This window comes from Paenarthrobacter sp. NPDC090520, from assembly GCF_044769205.1.
Taxonomy (GTDB): Bacteria; Actinomycetota; Actinomycetes; order Actinomycetales; family Micrococcaceae; genus Arthrobacter.
In genome coordinates this window covers 112,892-133,188 of record NZ_JBIVXM010000004.1, presented here as the reverse complement: position 1 = coordinate 133,188, position 20,297 = coordinate 112,892, and the positions used below count along the sequence as shown (strand labels likewise).

The 20,297-nt window shown below is 64.4% G+C and carries 17 protein-coding genes; 9 read left to right on the top strand and 8 right to left on the bottom strand.

What is annotated here, in order from left to right:
* Positions 1-68: 68 nt before the first annotated feature.
* Together ACIQTZ_RS07045 and ACIQTZ_RS07040 are read left to right on the top strand one after the other, a co-directional pair.
* Positions 69-1,799: a GDSL-type esterase/lipase family protein gene (locus tag ACIQTZ_RS07045; RefSeq protein ID WP_402978833.1), complete on the top strand. Its 1,731-nt coding sequence runs from the start codon at positions 69-71 to the stop codon at positions 1,797-1,799.
* Positions 1,800-1,983: 184 nt separating this feature from the next.
* Entirely contained in the window at positions 1,984-2,364 is a 381-nt protein-coding gene (locus ACIQTZ_RS07040) for a thioredoxin family protein (RefSeq protein WP_400328912.1), read from the top strand.
* A gap of 91 nt (positions 2,365-2,455) precedes the next feature.
* Here ACIQTZ_RS07040 and ACIQTZ_RS07035 read toward each other — a convergent pair whose 3' ends face one another.
* Positions 2,456-2,734: a putative quinol monooxygenase gene (locus ACIQTZ_RS07035; protein WP_385665677.1), complete on the bottom strand. Its 279-nt coding sequence runs from the start codon at positions 2,732-2,734 to the stop codon at positions 2,456-2,458.
* Between the two features lie 83 nt (positions 2,735-2,817).
* On the opposite strand from ACIQTZ_RS07035, the gene ACIQTZ_RS07030 reads away from it, so the two are divergent.
* On the top strand, positions 2,818-4,494 hold the full coding sequence (locus ACIQTZ_RS07030; protein WP_402978830.1) for an AMP-binding protein: 1,677 nt from the start codon (positions 2,818-2,820) through the stop codon (positions 4,492-4,494).
* Here the strand turns inward: ACIQTZ_RS07030 and ACIQTZ_RS07025 are convergent, their stop codons facing one another.
* The 3 genes from ACIQTZ_RS07025 to ACIQTZ_RS07015 form a co-directional block, all read right to left on the bottom strand.
* Positions 4,495-5,307, bottom strand: a complete 813-nt coding sequence (locus ACIQTZ_RS07025) for an ABC transporter permease (RefSeq protein ID WP_400328918.1) — start codon at positions 5,305-5,307, stop codon at positions 4,495-4,497. It abuts the gene before it with no gap.
* On the bottom strand, positions 5,307-6,275 hold the full coding sequence (locus ACIQTZ_RS07020) for an ATP-binding cassette domain-containing protein (RefSeq protein WP_402978827.1): 969 nt from the start codon (positions 6,273-6,275) through the stop codon (positions 5,307-5,309). The genes ACIQTZ_RS07025 and ACIQTZ_RS07020 overlap by 1 nt, the downstream gene beginning before the upstream one ends.
* Before the next feature lie 111 nt (positions 6,276-6,386).
* Positions 6,387-7,361: a DNA-3-methyladenine glycosylase family protein gene (locus tag ACIQTZ_RS07015; protein WP_402978824.1), complete on the bottom strand. Its 975-nt coding sequence runs from the start codon at positions 7,359-7,361 to the stop codon at positions 6,387-6,389.
* Between the two features lie 141 nt (positions 7,362-7,502).
* Here ACIQTZ_RS07015 and ACIQTZ_RS07010 point away from each other — a divergent pair, with 141 nt between their 5' ends.
* The 6 genes from ACIQTZ_RS07010 to ACIQTZ_RS06985 all read left to right on the top strand — a co-directional run bounded on the left by ACIQTZ_RS07010 (position 7,503) and on the right by ACIQTZ_RS06985 (position 13,870).
* Positions 7,503-7,895: a VOC family protein gene (locus ACIQTZ_RS07010; protein WP_397324358.1), complete on the top strand. Its 393-nt coding sequence runs from the start codon at positions 7,503-7,505 to the stop codon at positions 7,893-7,895.
* Positions 7,896-7,961: 66 nt separating this feature from the next.
* On the top strand, positions 7,962-9,347 hold the full coding sequence (locus ACIQTZ_RS07005; RefSeq protein WP_402944804.1) for a cystathionine beta-synthase: 1,386 nt from the start codon (positions 7,962-7,964) through the stop codon (positions 9,345-9,347).
* Positions 9,348-9,381: 34 nt separating this feature from the next.
* Positions 9,382-10,551 (top strand): cystathionine gamma-synthase, encoded by a 1,170-nt coding sequence (locus ACIQTZ_RS07000; protein WP_402978821.1) that lies wholly within the window; start codon positions 9,382-9,384, stop codon positions 10,549-10,551.
* A gap of 4 nt (positions 10,552-10,555) precedes the next feature.
* Positions 10,556-11,863, top strand: coding sequence for a glycosyltransferase 87 family protein (locus ACIQTZ_RS06995; protein WP_402978818.1), 1,308 nt, complete (start codon positions 10,556-10,558; stop codon positions 11,861-11,863).
* A 148-nt stretch (positions 11,864-12,011) separates the two neighbouring features.
* Entirely contained in the window at positions 12,012-12,539 is a 528-nt protein-coding gene (locus tag ACIQTZ_RS06990) for a winged helix-turn-helix transcriptional regulator (RefSeq protein WP_400328935.1), read from the top strand.
* Positions 12,536-13,870 carry an MFS transporter gene (locus tag ACIQTZ_RS06985; RefSeq protein ID WP_402978815.1) on the top strand — a complete coding sequence of 445 codons (1,335 nt, stop codon included), beginning with the start codon at positions 12,536-12,538 and terminating at the stop codon, positions 13,868-13,870. Before ACIQTZ_RS06990 ends, ACIQTZ_RS06985 begins: the two co-directional genes overlap by 4 nt.
* Positions 13,871-13,941: 71 nt before the next feature.
* On the opposite strand, the gene ACIQTZ_RS06980 is transcribed toward ACIQTZ_RS06985, so the two are convergent.
* From ACIQTZ_RS06980 to ACIQTZ_RS06965, 4 genes are read right to left on the bottom strand one after another with little or no spacing between them, the layout of a single operon-like run.
* Complete coding sequence (locus ACIQTZ_RS06980) at positions 13,942-17,025, bottom strand: glycoside hydrolase family 2 TIM barrel-domain containing protein (protein ID WP_402978812.1); 3,084 nt, start codon at positions 17,023-17,025, stop codon at positions 13,942-13,944.
* Entirely contained in the window at positions 17,025-17,957 is a 933-nt protein-coding gene (locus ACIQTZ_RS06975) for a carbohydrate ABC transporter permease (RefSeq protein WP_402978810.1), read from the bottom strand. Before ACIQTZ_RS06975 ends, ACIQTZ_RS06980 begins: the two co-directional genes overlap by 1 nt.
* A complete protein-coding gene (locus ACIQTZ_RS06970; RefSeq protein ID WP_402978807.1) occupies positions 17,954-18,904 on the bottom strand; it encodes a carbohydrate ABC transporter permease in 951 nt (316 codons plus the stop codon). Before ACIQTZ_RS06970 ends, ACIQTZ_RS06975 begins: the two co-directional genes overlap by 4 nt.
* Positions 18,901-20,235 (bottom strand): ABC transporter substrate-binding protein, encoded by a 1,335-nt coding sequence (locus ACIQTZ_RS06965; protein ID WP_402978805.1) that lies wholly within the window; start codon positions 20,233-20,235, stop codon positions 18,901-18,903. Before ACIQTZ_RS06965 ends, ACIQTZ_RS06970 begins: the two co-directional genes overlap by 4 nt.
* Positions 20,236-20,297 lie beyond the last annotated feature (62 nt).

Here is a 20,297-nt window from a genome sequence, read left to right as displayed (position 1 = left end):
GGTCAAAAAGTGGCCATGCCCGCCGCGGGCTTTCAATCTGCGCAAGCCTTCTCTTGCTGGCCGGGGGTGTGTTTGGAACAGCGGTTCCGGCAGTAGCCACGGATACGCCGGCGCCGTCCGTGTCAGGTGCCATCGGCCAGTTGTACAACACGAGTGCCTGGGCGCGGAGCGTCCTGCTCAAGCCAACTGCCAAAGAGGAATGTGCGGCCTCCGGGTGCGTGCAGCGCTTCACCGGTGGAGACATCGCCTGGTCAGCCCGGACCGGTGCGCGGGTAGTGGTCAACGGTCCGGTCCGCACCGCATGGTGGGACAACGGCGGCCCGGCGGGATACCACGGCTACCCGACGACGGACACGGCCCTTGGCCTTCGCAACGGTGGCTCCAAGCAGGTGTTTGAACGCGGAGCCATCACGTCTTCTCCGGGTACCGGTGCGCAGCGCACCACAGGTGCCATCCATCTTGCCTGGGTCCGTTCGGGCACTGACAGCGGGTACCTTGGCTACCCCGTCACCGGGGAACGGACGGGACTGCCCGACGGCGGTGCGTACCAGGTCTTCGAGCGCGGCTTCATTGTGTGGTCGGCAGCCAGTGGGGCGCATCCCTCCATGGGGGCCATCCGTGGGCGCTGGCGGGAATCCGGCCTGGAGGGCGGAGAGCTCGGCTACCCCACCTCGGATGAGGCCGCCGGGCTGAAGAACGGGGGATCGGCGCAGCAATACCAACGCGGAACCATCGTTTGGTCTCCGGCCACCGGGGCCCGTGTGCTGACCGGGGCCATCCGGGCTTACTGGTCCTCAACGGGGGGACAGAACGGGGCGCTTGGTTACCCCGTGGGAGAAGAGAACCGCCAGGCGAATTTCGTGTACCAGCAGTTCCAAGGCGGCACCGTGTACTGGTCCGCGGCCACAGGAGCCCACTCCACCACGCATGGTGACATCCACAACCGCTACGTGGCACTTGGCGGCGGGGCGGGCCAACTGGGACTGCCGTTGACGGACAAGATTCCCAAGGCCGGGGGGCTGGTCCAGCAGTTCGCCAACGGCTGGCTGGTATGGGGTCCAGCCTCAGGAACCCGGATTGTCGGCCATCCAAGCTACAAAGTGTGGTCCGTGAACCCGGGCGACTTCGGCTGGCCCGTCCGCGACACCTGGACCGATTCCCGTGGCGACCACGTTGCCTTCCAAAAGCTGGAGACCATCTGGAACCAAACCACCCAGGAACTGTATTCGGCGGAGGCAGTGGATGCTTCCACGGCCGTAATCCTCGGAGACTCGCAGCTGGACCTCGACTCCTGGGGTGAACAGGGGGCCCGCGCGGCAGGCTACCCACGCCAGGTGGTCCGCAGTATCGGCGGGATGGGCTACGTCTCCGGGAGTTCGGTTGGTTCCGCGACGGACGCCGTCCTCCTGGACCGGATCCTCCTGCCGCAGGGGAACCCCGGAGTGGTGATAGTGAACCTGGGCGGCAATGATGCCCGGATCATGGCCACCGACGCCGCCATCCTTTCCCAGGCCGACAAGCTGTGGGATGAGCTGCGGCGTAAGTATCCGCGGAGCACCATCGTCATCAACGGCGTGCTCTCCCGCTACGATTCCACCCACTTCCAGCGCCGCTGGGTGGATGGCATGCTGATGCGCGAGGCCGCGCTCCGGGGCTGGCCGCACGTTTCCATGGCCGGCACCGCCACCATCGCCGGAGCAGACGGAAACTACCTGGACAACATCCACATGAACCAGACCGGCCATAACAAGGTGGCGCCACTCTACGCGTCGGCCCTGAAATACGTGCTGGGCAGGTAGGCACCCGGTGTCCGGCGGTTAGGCACTCCCGTCGCGGGGCCTGCTTTGCGTTCTTTGCAGCGCTGTTGGAGCGCACGGCGGGCCCCGCAACGGAGCAGGTTCCGTGGTTATTCCCGTTGACGCGGGAAGCGAACAAGCGGTCCCCGCACGGGACTTCCAGACCAGGGTCGCGTACGGTGGAATCATGGCTACAGTTGACATCACTGGAGAACAGTTCGCACAGACCATTGAGGGCAACGACATTGTCCTGGTGGATTTCTGGGCCGCCTGGTGCGGCCCGTGCCGCCAGTTTGCCCCCGTTTACCAGGCGTCGTCGGACAACCACTCCGACGTCTTCTTCGCGAAGGTGGACACCGAGGCCGAGCAGCAGCTCGCCGCCGAGGCAGGAATCACCTCCATCCCCACGCTGATGGCTTTCCGTGAAAAAGTCCTGGTCTTCTCGCAGCCAGGTGCCCTCAACGGTCCGCAGCTCGAGCAGGTCATCGAGGCCGTGAAGGGCCTGGACATGGAAGAGGTCCACGCCCACGTCGCCAAGCAGCGCGCTGCACAGGCCGAAGAAAACTAGAACTTCCCCGGCGATCGACGGGATCGCCGGAAACGCAATGAGGTCGCCGGATAATTCCGGCGACCTCATTGCGTTTGCAGCGACTTCGGGATCAGAGGCGTTCCAGCTGGACCGGCTCTGCCAGCAGGGCGCTCAGGGATTCGTTCAGGTCCTGGACGGCGATGCCCTTGGAGTGCTTCTCCAGCAGTTCCTCGGACTCCCAACGCTCGGTCAGGACGAGCTTCTCTTCGGTGGCTTCGGTCAGTTCGTAGCGGATGCAACCGGGCTCGTTGACCACCTCGTCGATCGCGATCTCGAGGGCGAGCTTCACACGGAAGAATTCGCCGTCATTGGGGATGAACGTTGCCTGCAGGTCGATGGGTGCACTCATGCCTTCAACACTACCGGGAGGACACGTTCACCTTTGAGCTGTTTACGGTTCTGTTGCGGGCGACGGCTTGGTAGCGTTCCGTCATGTTGTCCTACACCGCCGGTGACACTGACGTCCCGCTGCTTGAAGAGACCATTGGCGCCAATTTTGAACGCGTAGCCGCCCAGTTCCCGTTGCGCGACGCCTTGATAGAGGCTGCAGCCGCGCCGGGCGGGGAAGCCCGCCGCTGGAGCTACCAAAAGCTGAACGACGACGTCGACCGTCTCGCCCGCGCGCTGCTCGCCTTGGGCGTGGCCAAGGGAGACCGGATTGGCATCTGGAGTCCCAACTGCGCCGAGTGGACCATCCTGCAATACGCCACCGCCAAGGTCGGTGCTGTGCTGGTCAACGTCAATCCGGCCTACCGGAGCCACGAGCTGGAGTTCGTGGTGAAGCAAAACGGCATGCGGACGCTGGTCACTGCTCCCACGGACAAGAACAGCGACTACGTGGGCATGGCCAGGGCGGCCCTCGCCTCATGTCCTGAGCTCAAGGAATTGGTGTTCCTCCCCGGCGATCCGCTCCTGGGCCTGCGCTCCGGCGTACCGGAAACCGGCCACGAACTGACGTACGCCGAACTGCTGACCCGGGCCGACGCCGTCGGGCCTCCCGCGCTGCGCGAGCGGATGGCGCAACTGGACCCGCACGATCCCATCAACCTGCAATACACCTCCGGCACCACGGGGTTCCCCAAAGGTGCCACGCTGACCCACCACAACATCCTCAACAACGGACACTCCATCGGGCGGCTGCTCGGCTATACCGAACACGACCGTGTGGTGATTCCCGTGCCGTTCTACCACTGCTTTGGCATGGTGATCGGAAACCTCAACGCACTCAGCTTCGGTGCCGCCACGATTATTCCGGGGAGGGGCTTCAATCCGTCGGCCGCGCTGGAAGCCGTGCAGGACTTCGGCGGGACCTCGCTGTATGGCGTGCCCACCATGTTCATAGCCGAACTGGCGCTGGAAGACTTCGGATCCTACGATCTGTCCACGCTCCGGACCGGGGTCATGGCAGGCTCCCTGTGCCCCATCGAGGTGATGCGCCGGGTGATCGGCGAGATGCACATGGTGGACGTGGCCATTTGCTACGGCATGACGGAGACCTCGCCCGTTTCCACCATGACCCGCGCGGGCGACACCTTGGAACAGCGGACCACCACCGTTGGCCGCACCATGCCGCACCTGGAAAGCCGGATCATCGATCCTGGCTCCGGAGACGTGGTGGAACGGGGCGTAATCGGCGAACTGTGCACCCGTGGATACGCCGTGATGCAGGGCTACTGGGGCCAACCGGACAAGACCGCCGAGGCTATTGATGTCGACGGCTGGATGCACACCGGAGACCTCGCCCGCATGGACCAGGACGGGTACGTGGTGATCGAAGGCCGCATCAAGGACATGGTGATCCGGGGCGGGGAGAACATCTATCCGCGCGAGATCGAGGAGTTCCTGTATCTGCACCCGTCCATCCAGGACGTGCAGGTGATCGGCGTTCCGGATGCCACGTACGGCGAGGAGCTCATGGCCTGCATCATCCTCAAACCCGGGGCAGCCGCCCTCACTGCCGAGGACGTGGCGGAGTATTGCCGGGGCAAGCTGGCCCACTTCAAGATCCCGCGCTACGTGGATGTCCGCGAGAGCTTCCCCATGACCGTCTCCGGGAAGGTCCGGAAGATCGACATGCGCCAGGAAGCGGTGACGCGCCTCCACCTCTAATCAGTTGGTATTGCGCGCTATGGTACGGATACCGACCACAAGCCCGACGGCGGCAGTCGCCACGGCTGCCACCAGCCCCCAGAAAGTGTGGATACCGACGGTTCCGGCGAACAGTTCGCGTTCGGCATTGACCAGATAAGTCAACGGATTGAACAGGCTGGCTACCTTCATCCAGCCAGGGCCGGCTTCGATCGGGAGCATAATGCCGGACAGGATCATGAGTGGGAACAGCAGCGTTTGCTGGACGCCCCAGAAGATCCATTCCTTGTTCTGCGACACCAGCGCCAAGGCGTAGGACAGGGCCCCGAGCCCGATGCCGAAGATACCCAGGATCACCAGTCCCAACAGGACGTGAGCGGGATGAAACACAAAGCCGAACGGGATGCAGACCACTGAGATCAGCAAGCCCTGCACCACAAGCGGAGCCCATTCCTTCAGGGCCCTGCCCACCATCAGCGACGATCGCGAGAGCGGGGTGGCCAGGATCCGTTCATAGGAGCCGGTCATCAGCTCGTACTGGAGGTTGGAGCCGGTCATGGACGTGCCGAACAGGGCTATCATCACCACCACTCCAGGCAGGAACCACTGCAGCGTCGACTGGCCGCCGAACGCCGGTGCCCCTACGGCTGCTCCGAGCAGCGGCCCAAACAGGCCCAGGAATACCAGCGGTTGAATGAGGGAGAAGATCAGCGAGAAGGGGTCCCGCAATGGCAGGAGCATCTCCCGCCAGAAAACAAACCAGGTGTCGTTGAGGATTCCGCCGATCCGCGGTTTCTGAACCTCTGTTGCCAGGGTTACTGCTTGTCCGGCCATCAAACCTCAGCTCCTTCGCGCAAGCTCCGCCCGGTGAGTTCAAGAAAGACATCGTCAAGCGTGGGCGGCTTCAGTTCCAGTGACCGGGCGGGAGCACCGGCGTCGTGCATTTCCTTCAGCAGGACCGGCGCCAACTGGGCGCCCCGGGCAAGCCGCAGGCTGAACCGGACGACGCCGTCGTATGCGTTTTCCTGAACCTCGCCTTCGGTTGCAGCACGACCCAGGAGCCCCCGGACCTCGGCAGCTGAGCCGGCGGCCACTTCGACGGCCATCAGGTCCCCGGCGAGGTTGGCTTTGAGGCGGGCGGCGGTGTCATCGGCAATGATCGTGCCGTGGTCAATGACGATCACCCGTTCGGACATGGAATCCGCCTCATCCATATAGTGGGTGGTCAGCACAATGGTGGTTCCGTGCTCCTGGCGCATACGCATGATGTGTTCCCACAGGTTGGCCCGGTTTTGCGGGTCCATCCCGGTGGATGGCTCATCGAGGAAGAGCAGCCCAGGCGAATGCATCAGGCCCAATGCCACATCCATGCGCCTGCGCTGGCCGCCGGAGAGCTTGATTACCGTTCGCTTGGCGAGATCGGTGAGGTCCAGTGAAGACATGAGGGATTCGGCCCGGGCTTTGGCGTCGGCGGTGTTCATGCCATGGAAGCGGCCCTGCATGATGAGCTCGTCGATCACACGGTAGCTGTGGCCGCCGCCGTTGCCTTGGCCAATGTAGCCAATCTTCGCCCTGACTCCGGCGGGATCCCGGCCAACGTCGATACCGGCTACCGTGGCCCTTCCCGAGGTGGGTTTCAACAGAGTGGTGAGCATTCGCAGGGTGGTCGATTTTCCGGCCCCATTGGGGCCCAGGAACGCGACGAGTTCGCCCGGCGCGACGTCGATGTCCACCCCCTTGACCGCCTCGACTGTTTCCTTCTTGACGGTGAAAGTCTTGGTGAGCTGCTGGGTATGGATCACGGTGGCTCCCGGGGCTGGGCTGGCACTGCTGGGGTCCTTTGGACGCCACGCTATACCCGCCGCAGGGCACCGTAAATACTCCTGCGGACAAGTCCCGTCCGCATTGACTGCTTAGTGGGAGCGGTGGTCCTGGACCGTCATGCGGGGGCCGAACGTGGGTTTCCGGAAGCCGCTCAGGTAAAGCATGCGGACCAGCCGTTGCCGTTGCCCCCGCCAGGGTTCCAGGAGTTGGAGCATCCCGGCGTCGTCCGTCTTTCGGCCGGTCAAGGCGTACCCCACGTAAGCCGCCAAATGGTAGTCACCCACGGAAATCGAATCCGGGCAGCCATGGGTCCGCTGCACCACCTCGGCAGCCGTCCAGATGCCGATGCCAGGAATGGTCTGCATTTTGGCTCCGGCTTCAGCAGCGCTGAGCGCACCCAGGCGTTCAAGCCCGACGGCGGACTGCAGCGCCCGCATCACCGTGGCCGAACGCTGTGGTCCCACGCCGGCCTTGTGCCACTCCCATGAGGGGACGGCAAGCCACTGCCGGGCCGTGGGCGGAACCAGGAGGCCCTGCGGTGCTACCCGGCCCGGTGCTTTGGTGCCGTAGCGGTACATCAGATACCGGTACCCGCGGCGCGCCTCCAAAGTGGTGACCTTTTGCTCCAAAATGGTGGGCACCAGTGAATCGACCACCCGCCCGGTGGAGGGCAGCCGCAAAGCCAGGTTCCGGCGTCGTGCTTCAGTGACAAGGCGGGGGAGGGTGGAATGGAAGGCGGGCTCGTCGAAAGCTGCCCAATCGTCGTCGGCGCCCAACAGGCGCGGGACACCGGCGATGGCGTCTTCCGCACCTGGACCCCAGGCCTGTGCGTCCACCCATGAGCCGGACCCCAAACCGCCGGAGGAAAGCCGCAGCGTCACAGGTCCGGAAGCGGTAGTGAATGCCAGCCAGTATCCGCTGGGGTGGGCTGCGAAGGAAGGGTCGCCGTTGCCTCGCTGCAGCGGGAACAGCGTTTGATCCAGGCGGTAAGGGGATCCCGGATGCCACCTGAGCGATGCGTCCGCCGCGGCCGCAACAAGCGGCGGAGCTTCAGCAATGGTCATGCTTTCATGGTCCCATGCCGGGCTGACAATTTGCCCCGTGAAGCCCTTACCGCCGCTGGGGTACGCGGCTAGACTCCCTGATGTGGCGTGGAACAGGCCGCGCCACCCCAGGAAAATCCCCAGGAACAAGGAGCGCCAGCCATGGCCGCGATTGTGCATTTCGAAATTCCCACGGACAACAAAGAACGGGCCAACACCTTTTACCAGAGCACCTTCGGCTGGAACCTCAGCCCCATGCAGGGGATGGACTACACGATCGCCCTCACCACCGACTCTGATGAGCAAACCGGCATGCCCAAAGAGCCTGGGGCCATCAACGGAGCCCTCTTTCCCCGGTCGGAGAACCTGAAAACGCCTATCCTCACCATTGATGTTGACGACATCGACGCCGCCCTCGGCCAGGTGGAACAGGCCGGCGGTTCGGTGGTGCAGGGCAAGGACGCCGTGCCAACCATGGGTTGGTACGCGTACTTCAAGGACACGGAAGGCAACATCCTGGGACTGTGGCAGACGGACCAATCCGCGGGAAGCTAAGCAGATGCGGCTGGCCCGGGAGGCCCCGGAACGGGCCGATCCCGGGCAGACGGTAACTTTGTACCTATGAAGTACGCCCAGTCCGTGTTGGACCTCATCGGCAATACACCGCTCATCAAGCTCAACCACATCACGGACGGGATCAAAGCCACAGTCCTGGTGAAACTCGAGTACGTCAACCCCGGTGGATCCATCAAAGACCGGATCGCCGTGAAGATGATCGAGGACGCTGAAAAGGACGGCCGGCTCAAGCCGGGCGGAACCATCGTTGAACCGACCTCGGGCAACACGGGCGTGGGGCTGGCCCTCGTGGCCCAGCAAAAGGGCTACAAATGCGTATTCGTGGTGCCGGACAAGGTGGGCGAGGACAAACGTGCCGTCCTGCAGGCGTATGGCGCCGAGGTCGTGGTGACGCCCACCGCCGTCGCTCCCGACAGCCCGCACAGCTACTACGGTGTGTCCGACCGGCTGGTCCGCGAGATTCCCGGTGCCTTCAAGCCGGACCAGTTCTCCAACCCCGCCGCGCCGGGCAGCCACTTCGAGTCCACCGGGCCGGAGATCTGGCGGGACACGGATGGCCGCGTCACGCATGTGGTGATCGGGGCCGGAACCGGCGGCACCATCACCGGCACAGGCCGGTTCCTCAAGGAAGTTTCGGCGGAGCGCCCCGAGTCCGACGGCGGCCGGGTCAAGGTCATCGGAGCGGACCCGGCGGGCTCGGTCTACTCAGGCGGGACCGGACGGCCCTACTTTGTTGAGGGCGTCGGGGAGGACATGTGGCCGGACAACTACGACCAGTCCGTCCCGGACGATGTCATTGCCGTCTCCGACGCTGACTCCTTTGCCATGACCCGGCGCCTGGCCCGCGAGGAAGGGCTGCTGGTGGGCGGCTCGTCCGGCATGGCCGTGGTAGCTGCCCTGCAGGCCGCCAAGGACCTGGACGAATCCGCCGTGGTGGTGGTGATCCTGCCGGACTCCGGCCGCGGATACCTGGCGAAGATCTTCAACGACCAGTGGATGCGCTCCTACGGCTTCCTCTCCGGCGGCGAAGAAGCGTCAGTTGGCGAGGTGCTGAAGTCCAAGACCGGAGAATTGCCGGACCTGGTCCATATCCACCCCAACGAGTCCGTCCGCGATGTCATCAACATCATGAACGAGTTCGGCGTCTCCCATATCCCTGTCCTAACGCAGGAGCCGCCCGTGGTGATGGGCGAAGTGGTTGGTGCCGTGGATGAGCGGAGCCTCACCTCCAAGCTGTTCAAGGGCGAAGCGAAGCTCACGGACAAAATCGCCGAACACATGGGCGAACGCCTGCCCGTGATCGGCTCACTGGAGACCATTTCCGCCGCGCGTGAGCTGCTGTCCGACGTCGATACCGTCATGGTCACGTTCGCCGGAGCCCCCGTGGGGATCCTGACGCGCCACGACCTGCTCGCGTACCTGAGCAACTAAGCGCCGAGCCAGAAGCACAGAAAGAGGAGCCTTCATGTCTGCCAACACCAACGCAGGTTTCAACACGCGCGCCGTCCACGCCGGCCAGGACTTCGAACCCCGTACCGGTGCCGTGGTGCCGCCGCTGCACTTCAGCTCCACGTATGCCCAGGACGGCATTGGGGGCCTGCGCTCCGGCTACGAGTATGGCCGCGGCGGCAACCCCACCCGTGACGCCTTGCAGGAGCAGCTCGCGGCACTCGAAGGAGGCACGGCCGCCTTTTCCTTCGGATCCGGGCTCGCTGCCGAAGATTCGCTGATCCGTGCCATCGCACGGCCGGGCGACCACATTGTGCTCGGCAACGACGCCTACGGTGGAACCTACCGGCTCATCAACCGGGTCCTCGGCGACTGGGGGATCGGCAACACTCCCGTTGACATGTCCGACCTCGACGCCGTTGCGCGCGCCGTGGCGGCGAACCAGACCCGCATTGTCTGGGTGGAAACGCCGTCCAACCCGATGATGAAGATCACGGACATCGCGGCGCTCGCCACCGTAGCGCACGACGCCGGTGCCCTCCTGGTGGTGGACAACACCTTCGCTTCTCCCTACTTGCAGACCCCGCTCGCCTTGGGTGCCGACGTCGTGGTCCACTCCACTACCAAATACATTGGTGGCCACTCCGACGTGGTGGGTGGCGCGATCGTGGTCAAGGACGCCGAGCTGGCGGAGAAGATCGGTTTCATCCAGTTCGCAGTGGGTGCCGTATCAGGACCCATGGACGCTTTCCTGACCACCCGAGGCCTCAAGACGCTCGGCGTGCGGATGGACCGGCACAGTGAAAACGGCCAGGCAGTTGCCGAGTGGCTCCTGACGCGCCCCGAGGTGGAGGCCGTGCTCTACCCGGGCCTCCCGGACCACCCGGGCCATGATCTCGCCGCGAAGCAGATGAAGAAGTTCGGCGGCATGGTGTCCGTCCAGTTCAAGGGTGGGGAAACGGCGGCGCGCACTGTGGCCGAATCCACGTCCGTGTTCACGCTCGCGGAATCCCTGGGCGGCATCGAGTCCCTCATGAACTACCCGTCCGAGATGACCCACGCCTCGGTCAAGGGCACCGCACTGGCCGTCCCCGTGAACCTCCTGCGCCTTTCCTGCGGGATCGAGGAATCAGAGGACCTGATTGCCGACCTTGAACAGGCTTTCGCCAAGATCAGCAATGGCTAGGACCGTGGCATCTTCTACACCTGCGGTTTCCCAACCGGCGACGCGTTCCACGGCCAAGCGCGGCTGGATCCTGACCATGGCCGCCGCGCTGACACTGGCCGTGGCGGTCTGGTTCCTGTACACGGACTACGAGCCGGCGCTGAACGACTTCGAGGTTTACTACTACGGTGGCGGAAGGGTCCTTGCAGGCGGCGACCTGTACGCCGTCCGCGATGGCCTGCCGTTTACCTACCCGCCCTTCGCTGCGTTGCTGTTCACGGGACTGGCCGCACTGGGTTTCTTCGGTGGGAGCCTGGTCTTCATCCTCGCAGCGCTTTTTGGGGCCGGCGTGGTGGCCGCCTGGCTGGCTCGCCACTACTTCTTCGGCCTGACCTCCTGGCGGGTGGCATTCGCCGACTACCGGTTCCGGACCACTGCGTTGCTGGGGACAGGGGCCATCCTGCTCCTGGGTCCGTGGCGCGATACGTTCGTCTTCGGCCAGATCAACATTGTTTTGATGGGCGTCATCCTGGCCGACTTCGCCCTGCACGGTAAGTCCCGGGCCGGTTTGATCCGTTGGCCTGCCGGATTGCTGATCGGCATGGCGGCAGGTGTGAAGCTCACGCCCCTCGCGTTTGGCCTCTACTTCCTGGTACGCAAGGACTTTAAGGCCCTGGGGTGGATGGCCGCCGGGTTCTTTGGATCGATCGCCTTTGCCTGGGCCGTCTTGCCGCAGGCGTCCTTGGCGTTCTGGACGCAGATCCTGCCTGACACGGGACGTATCGGTGGGCCTGGCTACGTGGACAACCTGTCGCTCAAAGGCCTCCTGATCCACTTCGGCATGCCTGATTCCTCAACCACCAGCCTGGTATGGCTGGTCCTGTCCCTGGGGCTGGCAGCCCTTGCCGCCTTGATCATCAAGTGGGCCGTGGACGTCGAGGAGAACTTCGTGGCAGTCTCAGCCACTGCCGTGTTGATGCTGCTGGTCAGCCCGGTTTCGTGGTCCCACCACTGGGTGTGGGTTGCCGTTGCGCTGCCGAGCATGGCCTTCGCGATGCACCGGGTGCCTTCCCGCAACGGCCGGATGCGGACGGCGGGCTGGATCATTGTGGCCTTCTCCACTATTGCCTTCTACATGACCCCCAAGAACCTGGCCGTGTGGGCGGGAGCCGCCGAATGGGGGAAGGATCCGCAGACGCAATGGCAGCTCATGGTGTCCAGCCTGGGCGTGGTGTGCGGGATCGCGATGATGGTGTACTGGGCACTTGCCTACCACCCGTCCCGGGCCGGGCTGAGGAACGGGTTGCCGGGACCTGTCGTCGAGCCCCGGTAGCCCAGCCGAGCCGTCACCACTGACTTTGGCGACAGCTGGCCGGCTGAGCAATCGAATGAGGTTGCTTTCACACTCCCGGCCCGGCAAAGAAGGTCGCGAAGGTACGCCCATCTAGCTTTCTTTAGAAAAGTCAGCTAGCTTTCAGGGTATGCCTTTGCGATCTGACTGGTCTGCACGCACCTGCAGCCTTGCCCGCGGCCTCGATGTCCTCGGTGACCCCTGGGGAAGCCTCGTCCTCCGCGAGGTCTTTTTCGGGAACGGCCGGTACGACGCCATCAAAAAACGCCTGGAAGTGGCGGACAATGTGCTGAGCAAGCGGCTTGGCTGGCTGGTGGAGTCCGGACTCCTGGCACAGCGGCCCTACAAGGACGGCGCACGGACCAGGCAGGAGTACGTCCTCACGCCCAAGGGGGAGGACTCGCTCCCGGTCCTCAACGCCATCATCATCTGGGCCGAGAAGCACCTGGATGCGCCCAACGAGGTTTCGCATATGCGGGTCATCCACACCGACTGCGGCAAGCCAACCTCGTCGGCGGATACGTGCACCCACTGCGGTGCGGCACTGACTGCCGCCAACACCAGCTGGCACAGTCTCAAGCGCAGCGAACAGCCCATGCCGCTCGCCGTCGCGCCGCCCGCGGCCTACGAACACGCCGAAACGGAGATCCCCGCATGACCGCGCCCGAGACCACCGAAGTTCCCACCCGCAAGCGGCGCCGGCTCCACCCTGCCTGGATCGTCGCTGCCGTCGCGTTCCTTGCCCTCGTAGGGGCTGCGGGATTCCGTGCCGCACCGGGCGTCCTCATGGTTCCGTTGCAGCAGGAATTCGGCTGGTCCACCACGGTGTTGTCCCTGGCAGTCAGCATCAACCTGGTCCTCTTCGGCCTGACGGCACCGTTTGCGGCGGCCTTGATGGAGCGCTTCGGCATCCGAAGGGTCACTGCGATTGCCCTGTGCCTCATCGGTTTGGGATCTGCACTGACGGTGTTCGTCAACCAGTCGTGGCAGATTCTCCTCACGTGGGGTCTGCTCATCGGGCTGGGCACCGGTTCCATGGCCCTCGTGTTTGCCGCAACCATCGCCAACACATGGTTCGCCAAGAGCCGCGGACTGGTGATCGGCATCCTCACTGCAGGCAGTGCGGCCGGCCAGTTGGTCTTCCTTCCCTTCATCGCCATGCTGGCCCAGGATCCCGGCTGGCGCGGGGCCTCGCTGCTCATCGCCGCCGGTGCGCTCGCCGTAGTTCCGCTGGTGCTGCGGTGGCTGCGGAACTCGCCCTCCGACGTCGGCGTCCTGCCCTACGGTGCGGAACCCGCTTTGGAAAGCACGACGGCGGCCCCCGCCGCTGCGGACAGCCCTGCGGTTAAGGGGGACTCACCGAACGCGGCAGTCCGGGCGCTCCAGGTCCTCAAGCGCGCCAGCAAGGTCCGTACCTTCTGGGCTTTGGCTGCAGGCTTCGCGATCTGCGGGGCCACCACCAACGGTCTGATCGGTACACACTTCATTCCTTCGGCCCACGACCACGGCATGCCCGAAACGACGGCCGCGGGCCTGCTGGCCGTCGTCGGAATCTTCGACATTGTGGGGACCATCGCTTCCGGTTGGCTGACCGACCGGTTCAACCCCCGTATTTTGCTGGCTGTCTACTACCAGTTCCGGGGCATCGGACTGCTGGTGCTGCCGCTGTTGCTGGGCTCGTCCGTTGAGCCAAGCATGATCATCTTCGTGGTGGTGTACGGGCTGGACTGGGTGGCCACCGTGCCTCCGACTGCCGCGATCTGCCGCCAGGTGTTCGGGGCCGACGGCTCCGTGGTTTTCGGCTGGGTGTTCGCCGCACATCAGCTTGGTGCGGCTGCGGCCGCCCTGCTTGCCGGATACATCCGCGATGCCACCGGACACTACAACTACGCCTGGCTGGGGGCAGCCGCGATGTGCACGGTGGCTGCCGTGATCAGTGCGACGATCCGCAAGGACGCTGCCCGGAAAGAACCTGTAGCCGTTCAGTAGCCACGTTGTGGGGCCCGCTTTGCGCGCTATCTTCGTCCGAAAGCGCGCAGAGCGGGCCAGGCAACCTTCGTCTACAGCCGGGTCACGCGGAACGTCAACGTCCGGGCTTCGGGCCGGAGCGTGAAGTCGGGCCACACGTCCGGACCGCAGGCCCGGGACCCCAAACCATGCTGGGCGGCGTCCAGATACAGGTAGCTGCCGCTGCTGGATGGCAGTTCGTGTGGATGCGCTGCTCCCGAGATTTCCTGGGCCGTGTGCCGGGTGAGAGTGAAGCCCGGCAAGCGATCCCTGGAGTCCGGCAGGGCCTCAAACCCAAGCCACGGAGAGCCGGCGTTGTGCAGTTCCAGGGATCGGACGCTGGAGCGGTGGCCGGACTCCTGCGGCTTGGAATAACGGACGGACAGTTCATCGATGCCGGAGGAGTAACGCCCTACGAGTGCTGAGTGGACGCTGTCCGGATACGACTCCCGTGGACCGCTTCCGAACCAGGAGGCGTGATCCACGGACGCCGGCAGGTCGAGACGAACGCCCACCCGGGGCCACACCATGTCCCAGCCCGAGCCCGGCACGATCTCCAGGCGCAGCCAGAGCCCGCCTTCGCAGAGTTGCCATTCTTCGGCAACGGACACCCACTGGCGGCTGTTGGCAGCGGAGTACCGGGTCCGCTTGTGAATGCTGTCTGTGCCTGCCGCGACTTCCTCAACTCGGCCAACCAAGCGGTCCAACCCAGCTTTGCGCCACGTCTCCGCGAGTGAAGGAGCCGGGACGCCGTCGCCGTTGTTGAGCCACGGATCGGCGGGGTCGTAACTGCCACGCCCCGCGCCGGCGTCGTTATCGGTGGGTGCCCGCCACAGTTCCAGGCGCGGCCCGGCTACCGGGAGGCCGGCCAGTTCAACAAGCTTTCCGCCGTGGAATGTTGCCGGCCCCAGGGAGAGAGTGCCGGCCGGAATGCCCGTGGGGCTGGAGATAGGCATGGGGCGGGGTCCGGTCCTTCGGTTTCGGGGCCGGACGGGTTGCAGCTGGGCAGCGGAGACCACGTGACCGGCATCCGCCCACTCGGTGTCTTTGCGCAGCACAACCTCGGCCGTGAACCACTGTTCTCCGTCACTCCCGGACGCAACCGGAGGGACGTCAAAGCGCGCCGTTTCGCCGGCACCAAGCGGCTGACCGGCTGCATTGACCGCTTCGAGTTCGCCCGAAGAGGTCACATGGCCGTCTGTTTCCCATCGCCAGCGAATCACGACGTCGGATGCATCCGCCGAGTGCCGCAGGTTGGCGAGCGTCAGGACCTGGTGCGTCCCGCCGTCGTGCGGTTCAGGCAAGAAGCCCACGCGCAGGGGAGCCACAACCTGCTTGTACTCGAACAGGCCGGGACTTGGCGTCGAGTCGGAGAGGACCATTCCGTCCATCACGAAGTTGCCGTCGTGGACCACCTCGCCAAAATCGCCACCATAGGCGAAGAACTCCGTACCATCCGCGGCTGTGGTGCGGATGCCATGATCGCGCCACTCCCAGACAAAGCCACCGTGCAGGCGCGGGTAGCGGTCCACGAGCTCCTGGTACTGGTCGATCGCCCCGGGACCGTTGCCCATCGCGTGCACGTATTCGCACAAGATGAACGGCTTGGTGCGTTGGCGCGCCGATTCAGCGGCGGAGCAGCCCAGCAGCAACGCACCCGTATCATCGCGGCCAATTGACGCGGTCTCCGGCACGGAGGAGTACATCCTCGAGTACACGTCCGTGTAGGCGCCGGTGTAGTCGCCTTCGTAGTGGACCGGCCGCCCGGCGTCGCGGGCATGCGTCCAGGCGGACATGGCCGCCAGGTTGGAACCGGTCCCCGACTCGTTGCCCAGGGACCACATGACGATCGAGGGATGGTTCTTGTCCCGCTCAACAGTCCGTTCCATCCTGTCCAGCAGGGCCGCACGCCAGGCAGGATCGTCGCTGGGATTCCCCGCCCAGCCCTGTGCCTCGAAGCCGTGCGTCTCCAGGTCGCATTCCAGGATGACCCAAAAGCCGAGCTCATCGGCGAGGTCCAGCAGCCGCGGGTGGGGCGGGTAGTGGCTGGTGCGAATGGCGTTGACGTTGAACCGCTTCATCGTGGCCAGGTCCTCGCGGGCGAACGCCTCATCGAAGACCCTGCCCCGGTCCGGGTGGGTTTCGTGCCGGTTCACTCCGTTGAAGACCACCCGGCGGCCATTGACCAGGAAGCGGTCGCCTCGGATCTCCACAGTGCGGAAGCCCAGCCGCAGCGTGATGGTCTCGGCCTCGCTGCTTACGGTGGCCGAATACAGCCGCGGCAGTTCCGCGGACCAGGGCTCGACGGCGGCGATCGCCACCGGGGCGACGTCGGCAGGCGAGTTCCAGACGACGTCGACATCCAACTCAGGTACCGTCAAACGGATCGGGAACGCGGCCGGGGATGCGGTAATTTCCGGCTCGATGGTTCCTCCGCCGGTGCTCGAATACCCCGTGCGCAGCCACACGTCCTCGATTCCTCCGTGCGGCCGGGCATACAGCGTCACATCGCGGAAAATCCCCGGCATCCACCACTGATCCTGGTCCTCGACGTAACTGGACGCCGACCATTGATGGACGCGGACCGCGATCAGGTTGGTCCCTGTCCGCACCGCATCCGTGACGTCGAACTCCTGGGCCAGCCGGCTGCCCGCGCCGACGCCGATCTCCACGCCGTTAACCCATACCTTGTAGCGGGATTCAACACCATCGAAGCGCAACACAACCCGTTCGGCCGAGGCCCAGTCGGCGGCCAGTTCGAAGGTCCTCCGGTAATCTCCCGTCGGATTTTCGTCCGGTACGAACGGTGGATCGATGGGGAACGGGAACTGGACATTCGTGTAGATGGGCCGTCCGTACTGGCCGTCTCCTTCCAGGACCCAGTGGGCGGGAACCGGCATCTGGTCCCAGCCTGAGTCGTCCAGGCCTTCGGCCGCAACGCCTTCTGTGCTCTCGCCGTGGGGAAGGACTCCGTGCCCGCCGGGTGTTCCTGGCGCTCCGGGCAGGAGACGGAATCGCCACTGTCCGTTCAATGACAGGGTGGGCGCATTGGTGTGCAGCCACGAGCGTGCGGGTAAACGGTTGCCTGATCCGGGGCCTGGATCGGTGATGTAGGCAGTCTCTGGGGACACGGTCATTACTTGACGGCTCCTTCTGTCAGCCCGCCGCGCCAGAAGCGCTGCAGGACGATCATCGCGATGCTGAGCGGGATGATGGACAACAACACCCCGCCGGTAGTGAGTTCGTAGAATTCGGGCAAACGGTCAACCTGGCTGAGCCAGTTGTTCAGGCCGAGCGTGATGGGGTAGAGATCGGAATCGGACAACATGACAAGCGGCAGGAAGTAGTTGTTCCAGATACCCACCAGTTGGAACAGGAATACGGTGACCAGGGCCGGAGTGAGGACTTTGAGGCCGATCGTGTGGAAGATCCGCAATTCCCCGGCACCGTCGATCCTCGCTGCTTCGATCAAGGCAGTGTCCACCGTGGCGTCCGCGTAGATCCGGCACAGGAAAAGACCGAACGGTGAGACCAAGGACGGAAGCAGCACGCTCCAGTAGGTGTTGGCGAGCCCCATCTGGCTGAACAGCAGGAACAACGGGAGGGCCGTAGCCGTGCCGGGAACCAGGACGCCGCCAAGAATGGTTCCGAACACGAGGTTCCTGCCGCGGAATTGGTACTTGGCCAGTGCGTACCCGCCGGCGGCCGCGAAGTAGGTTGCCAGCAGGGCGCCCGCACCGGCGTAGATGGCCGAGTTCAGGAACCAGCGGCCGAAGATGCCGCCGTCGTAGCTCAGGACCTTGCCGAGATTCTCCCCGAGGGCGAACGTGGGAGCGAACCAGAACCCGTTGGTGGAGAACAGGTCCGCCGTGGATTTGGTGGAGGCTACGAAAACCCAATACACGGGGATGAGGAAGTAAAGGGCGACCACCACCAGGATGGCCGTGACGATGATGGTTGATGAATGACGGCGGCCTGCCGAACGGTCCGGGCCTCTCGCCGGCCGTTTGACCGGCCCGGCGGTACCGGCTGTGGAGGCTTTGGTTTTGCTGGTGGCTGTTACGGTCATGATGACTTCCTGTTCGTGAATGCGAGGAAGGCGAAGGACAGGGCGAAGGCTGCGACGGCGATGATGACCGATTGCGCGGCCGCGACGTTGTAGTCGTTGTAGGCAAACGCCGTGGTGTAGGCGCTGAGGTTGGGCGTGTACTGGCTGTCGATCGCAGGCGCAACCGTCTTGAGGACCTGCGCCTCGGCGAACAACTGGAGGGTGCCGATGATGGAGAACACGGTGGTCAGGACCAGTGCCGGGCGAATCAAGGGGAGCTGGATGCTCCAGGCGACCCGCCAGCTTGAGGCGCCATCGACTTTGGCGGCCTCGTACAGTTCACCGGGAATGGCTTTCAGCTGGGCCACGATGATGAGCATGTTGTAGCCGGTGTAGCTCCACGTCACGATGTTGGCGATGGACCACAGGACGCTGTTGGCGCCGAGGAAGTCGGGCGTGATGCCGACGATCTTGGCTGCATCGAACAATGGACTGAGCCCCGGCACGTACAGGAAAGACCACAGAATGGTGGCGATGACTCCGGGAACGCCGTAGGGCAGGAAGTAGGCGGCCCGGAAGAAGCCGGGCCAGCGGGCGGAAGCCGATTCGAGGAGCAGGGCCAGGATGGTGCAGAGGACGATCATCACCGGCACCTGGACAATGCCAAAAAGGAGCATCCGGCCGATCGAGGCCACAAAACTGCCGTCACCCAGGGCGAGGGCATAGTTGCTGAAGCCGGCGAACTCACTGGTGACACCTGCTTCACCGAACAGGCCGCTGCGCGTGACCTTGGTGAAGCTGGAGCCGACGGCGGCCAGGATGGGCAGCACGAAAGTCAGGGCAAAGAGTGCCAGAAAGGGGGCCAGCAGGATCCAGGGTGCGCGGGTGGCGGCGCCGTTGCGCTTGCTCCGGTTCGTCGACGGTCCCGGACGCTGCGCTTTAGGCGAAGGACGGGTAGTGGTGGTCATGCCGATTCCTTCCGGATGGTGAGCCCCTTGTTCTTGAAGACGCTGATGATTTGCTGCTCTGACGCCACCACGGAGTCCACCAGGCTGGTGCCCGAGGCCTTCTTGCGGAAACCGTCGCTGAGGATGTTGAACGACTGCTGGGTGACCGGCCACCAGGACCATTCGGTGTTCTGCTGCTTGGTAGCGGGTACGAAGACTTCCTCGTTGTAGCGCTGTCCGCCGAAGAACTCCGAGGCCTGCTGCCGCGGGGTGCCTATGAACTCCGGATTGGGCGACCAGCCGATGCCGCTGTACTTGATCTCCGCGTCGATGCCTTCCTTGGACGTCGTGAGCCACACCGCGAAGTCGAGGGCTTCCTTGGGATGCTTGCTGTTGGCAAGGACAGCCGCCGAGGAACCGCCGAGGTAGGTGGAACCAAAACCGCTGCCGCCCCATGTGGGCATGGGAGCCACCTTCCATTTGCCCGAAGCTCCGCTGACTCCCTCAATGAGGGCATCGCCCCAACTGCCTGTGATGGTTGAAGCAATGCCACCCTTGGCCGCAGCGGCAAACCACGCAGGGGAGAAGGCTCCGTAGGCGGTGTTGACGATGTCCTGGTCAATGGCCCGGTCAAAGAAGCGGGCGGTGTCCAGGGTGGCGTCGTCGGTCATGTTGATGACCCAACCGTTCTCCTCGGGACGCAGCCAAACGGCTCCTGCCTGGGACGCGTACGAAGCAAAGGGCGAAGCGTCGCTGATGGGGAAGCAGTCGATGTAGGCATCCTTCGATCGGAGTTCCTTTCCCAGGGCCGCCCACTCATCCCAGGTTGCAGGTGTCTTTCCGCCCACGGACTCGAGGATGGCCGGCTGGTAGAACAGGGCCATGGGTCCGGAGTCCTGGGGGATGCCGTAGACACCTCCTGCGTAGCTCACCTGGTTCCACAGCGTCTTGTCGTAGAGGTGGGCGTGATCGTTGGCGCCATACCGGGACACATCAACCAGACCGTTCACCAGGAGGAACTCGGGAATCGATCGGAGTTCCACCTGGGCAAGGTCCGGCCCGCCGCCGGCTGCCAGGGCTGAGTAAAGCTTTTGGTACCCGCCTGAGTTGCCGCCGGGAATCCAAACCACATCCACCTGAACGCCGGGGTTTTTGGCGTTCCAAATGTCGGCCACCTTCTGGAAGTCCTTGAGCCACGCCCAGTAGGTGAGCCGCACGGACCCTTCCGCGGGCGGGATGGTGGCCAGGGTATTGACTGACTGGGTTCCGGGGGTTGCGCACCCTGCCAGGAAGCCCATGGCGGCAGTACCCAGTCCGGCGCCAAGCAGTTGTCTTCGCGTGAGAGCGGTCATGTGCCTTCACCTCTTTGTGTCGGTTAGTGAGGCCGTTGGGCGCAGGGAGGAGACACCCATCC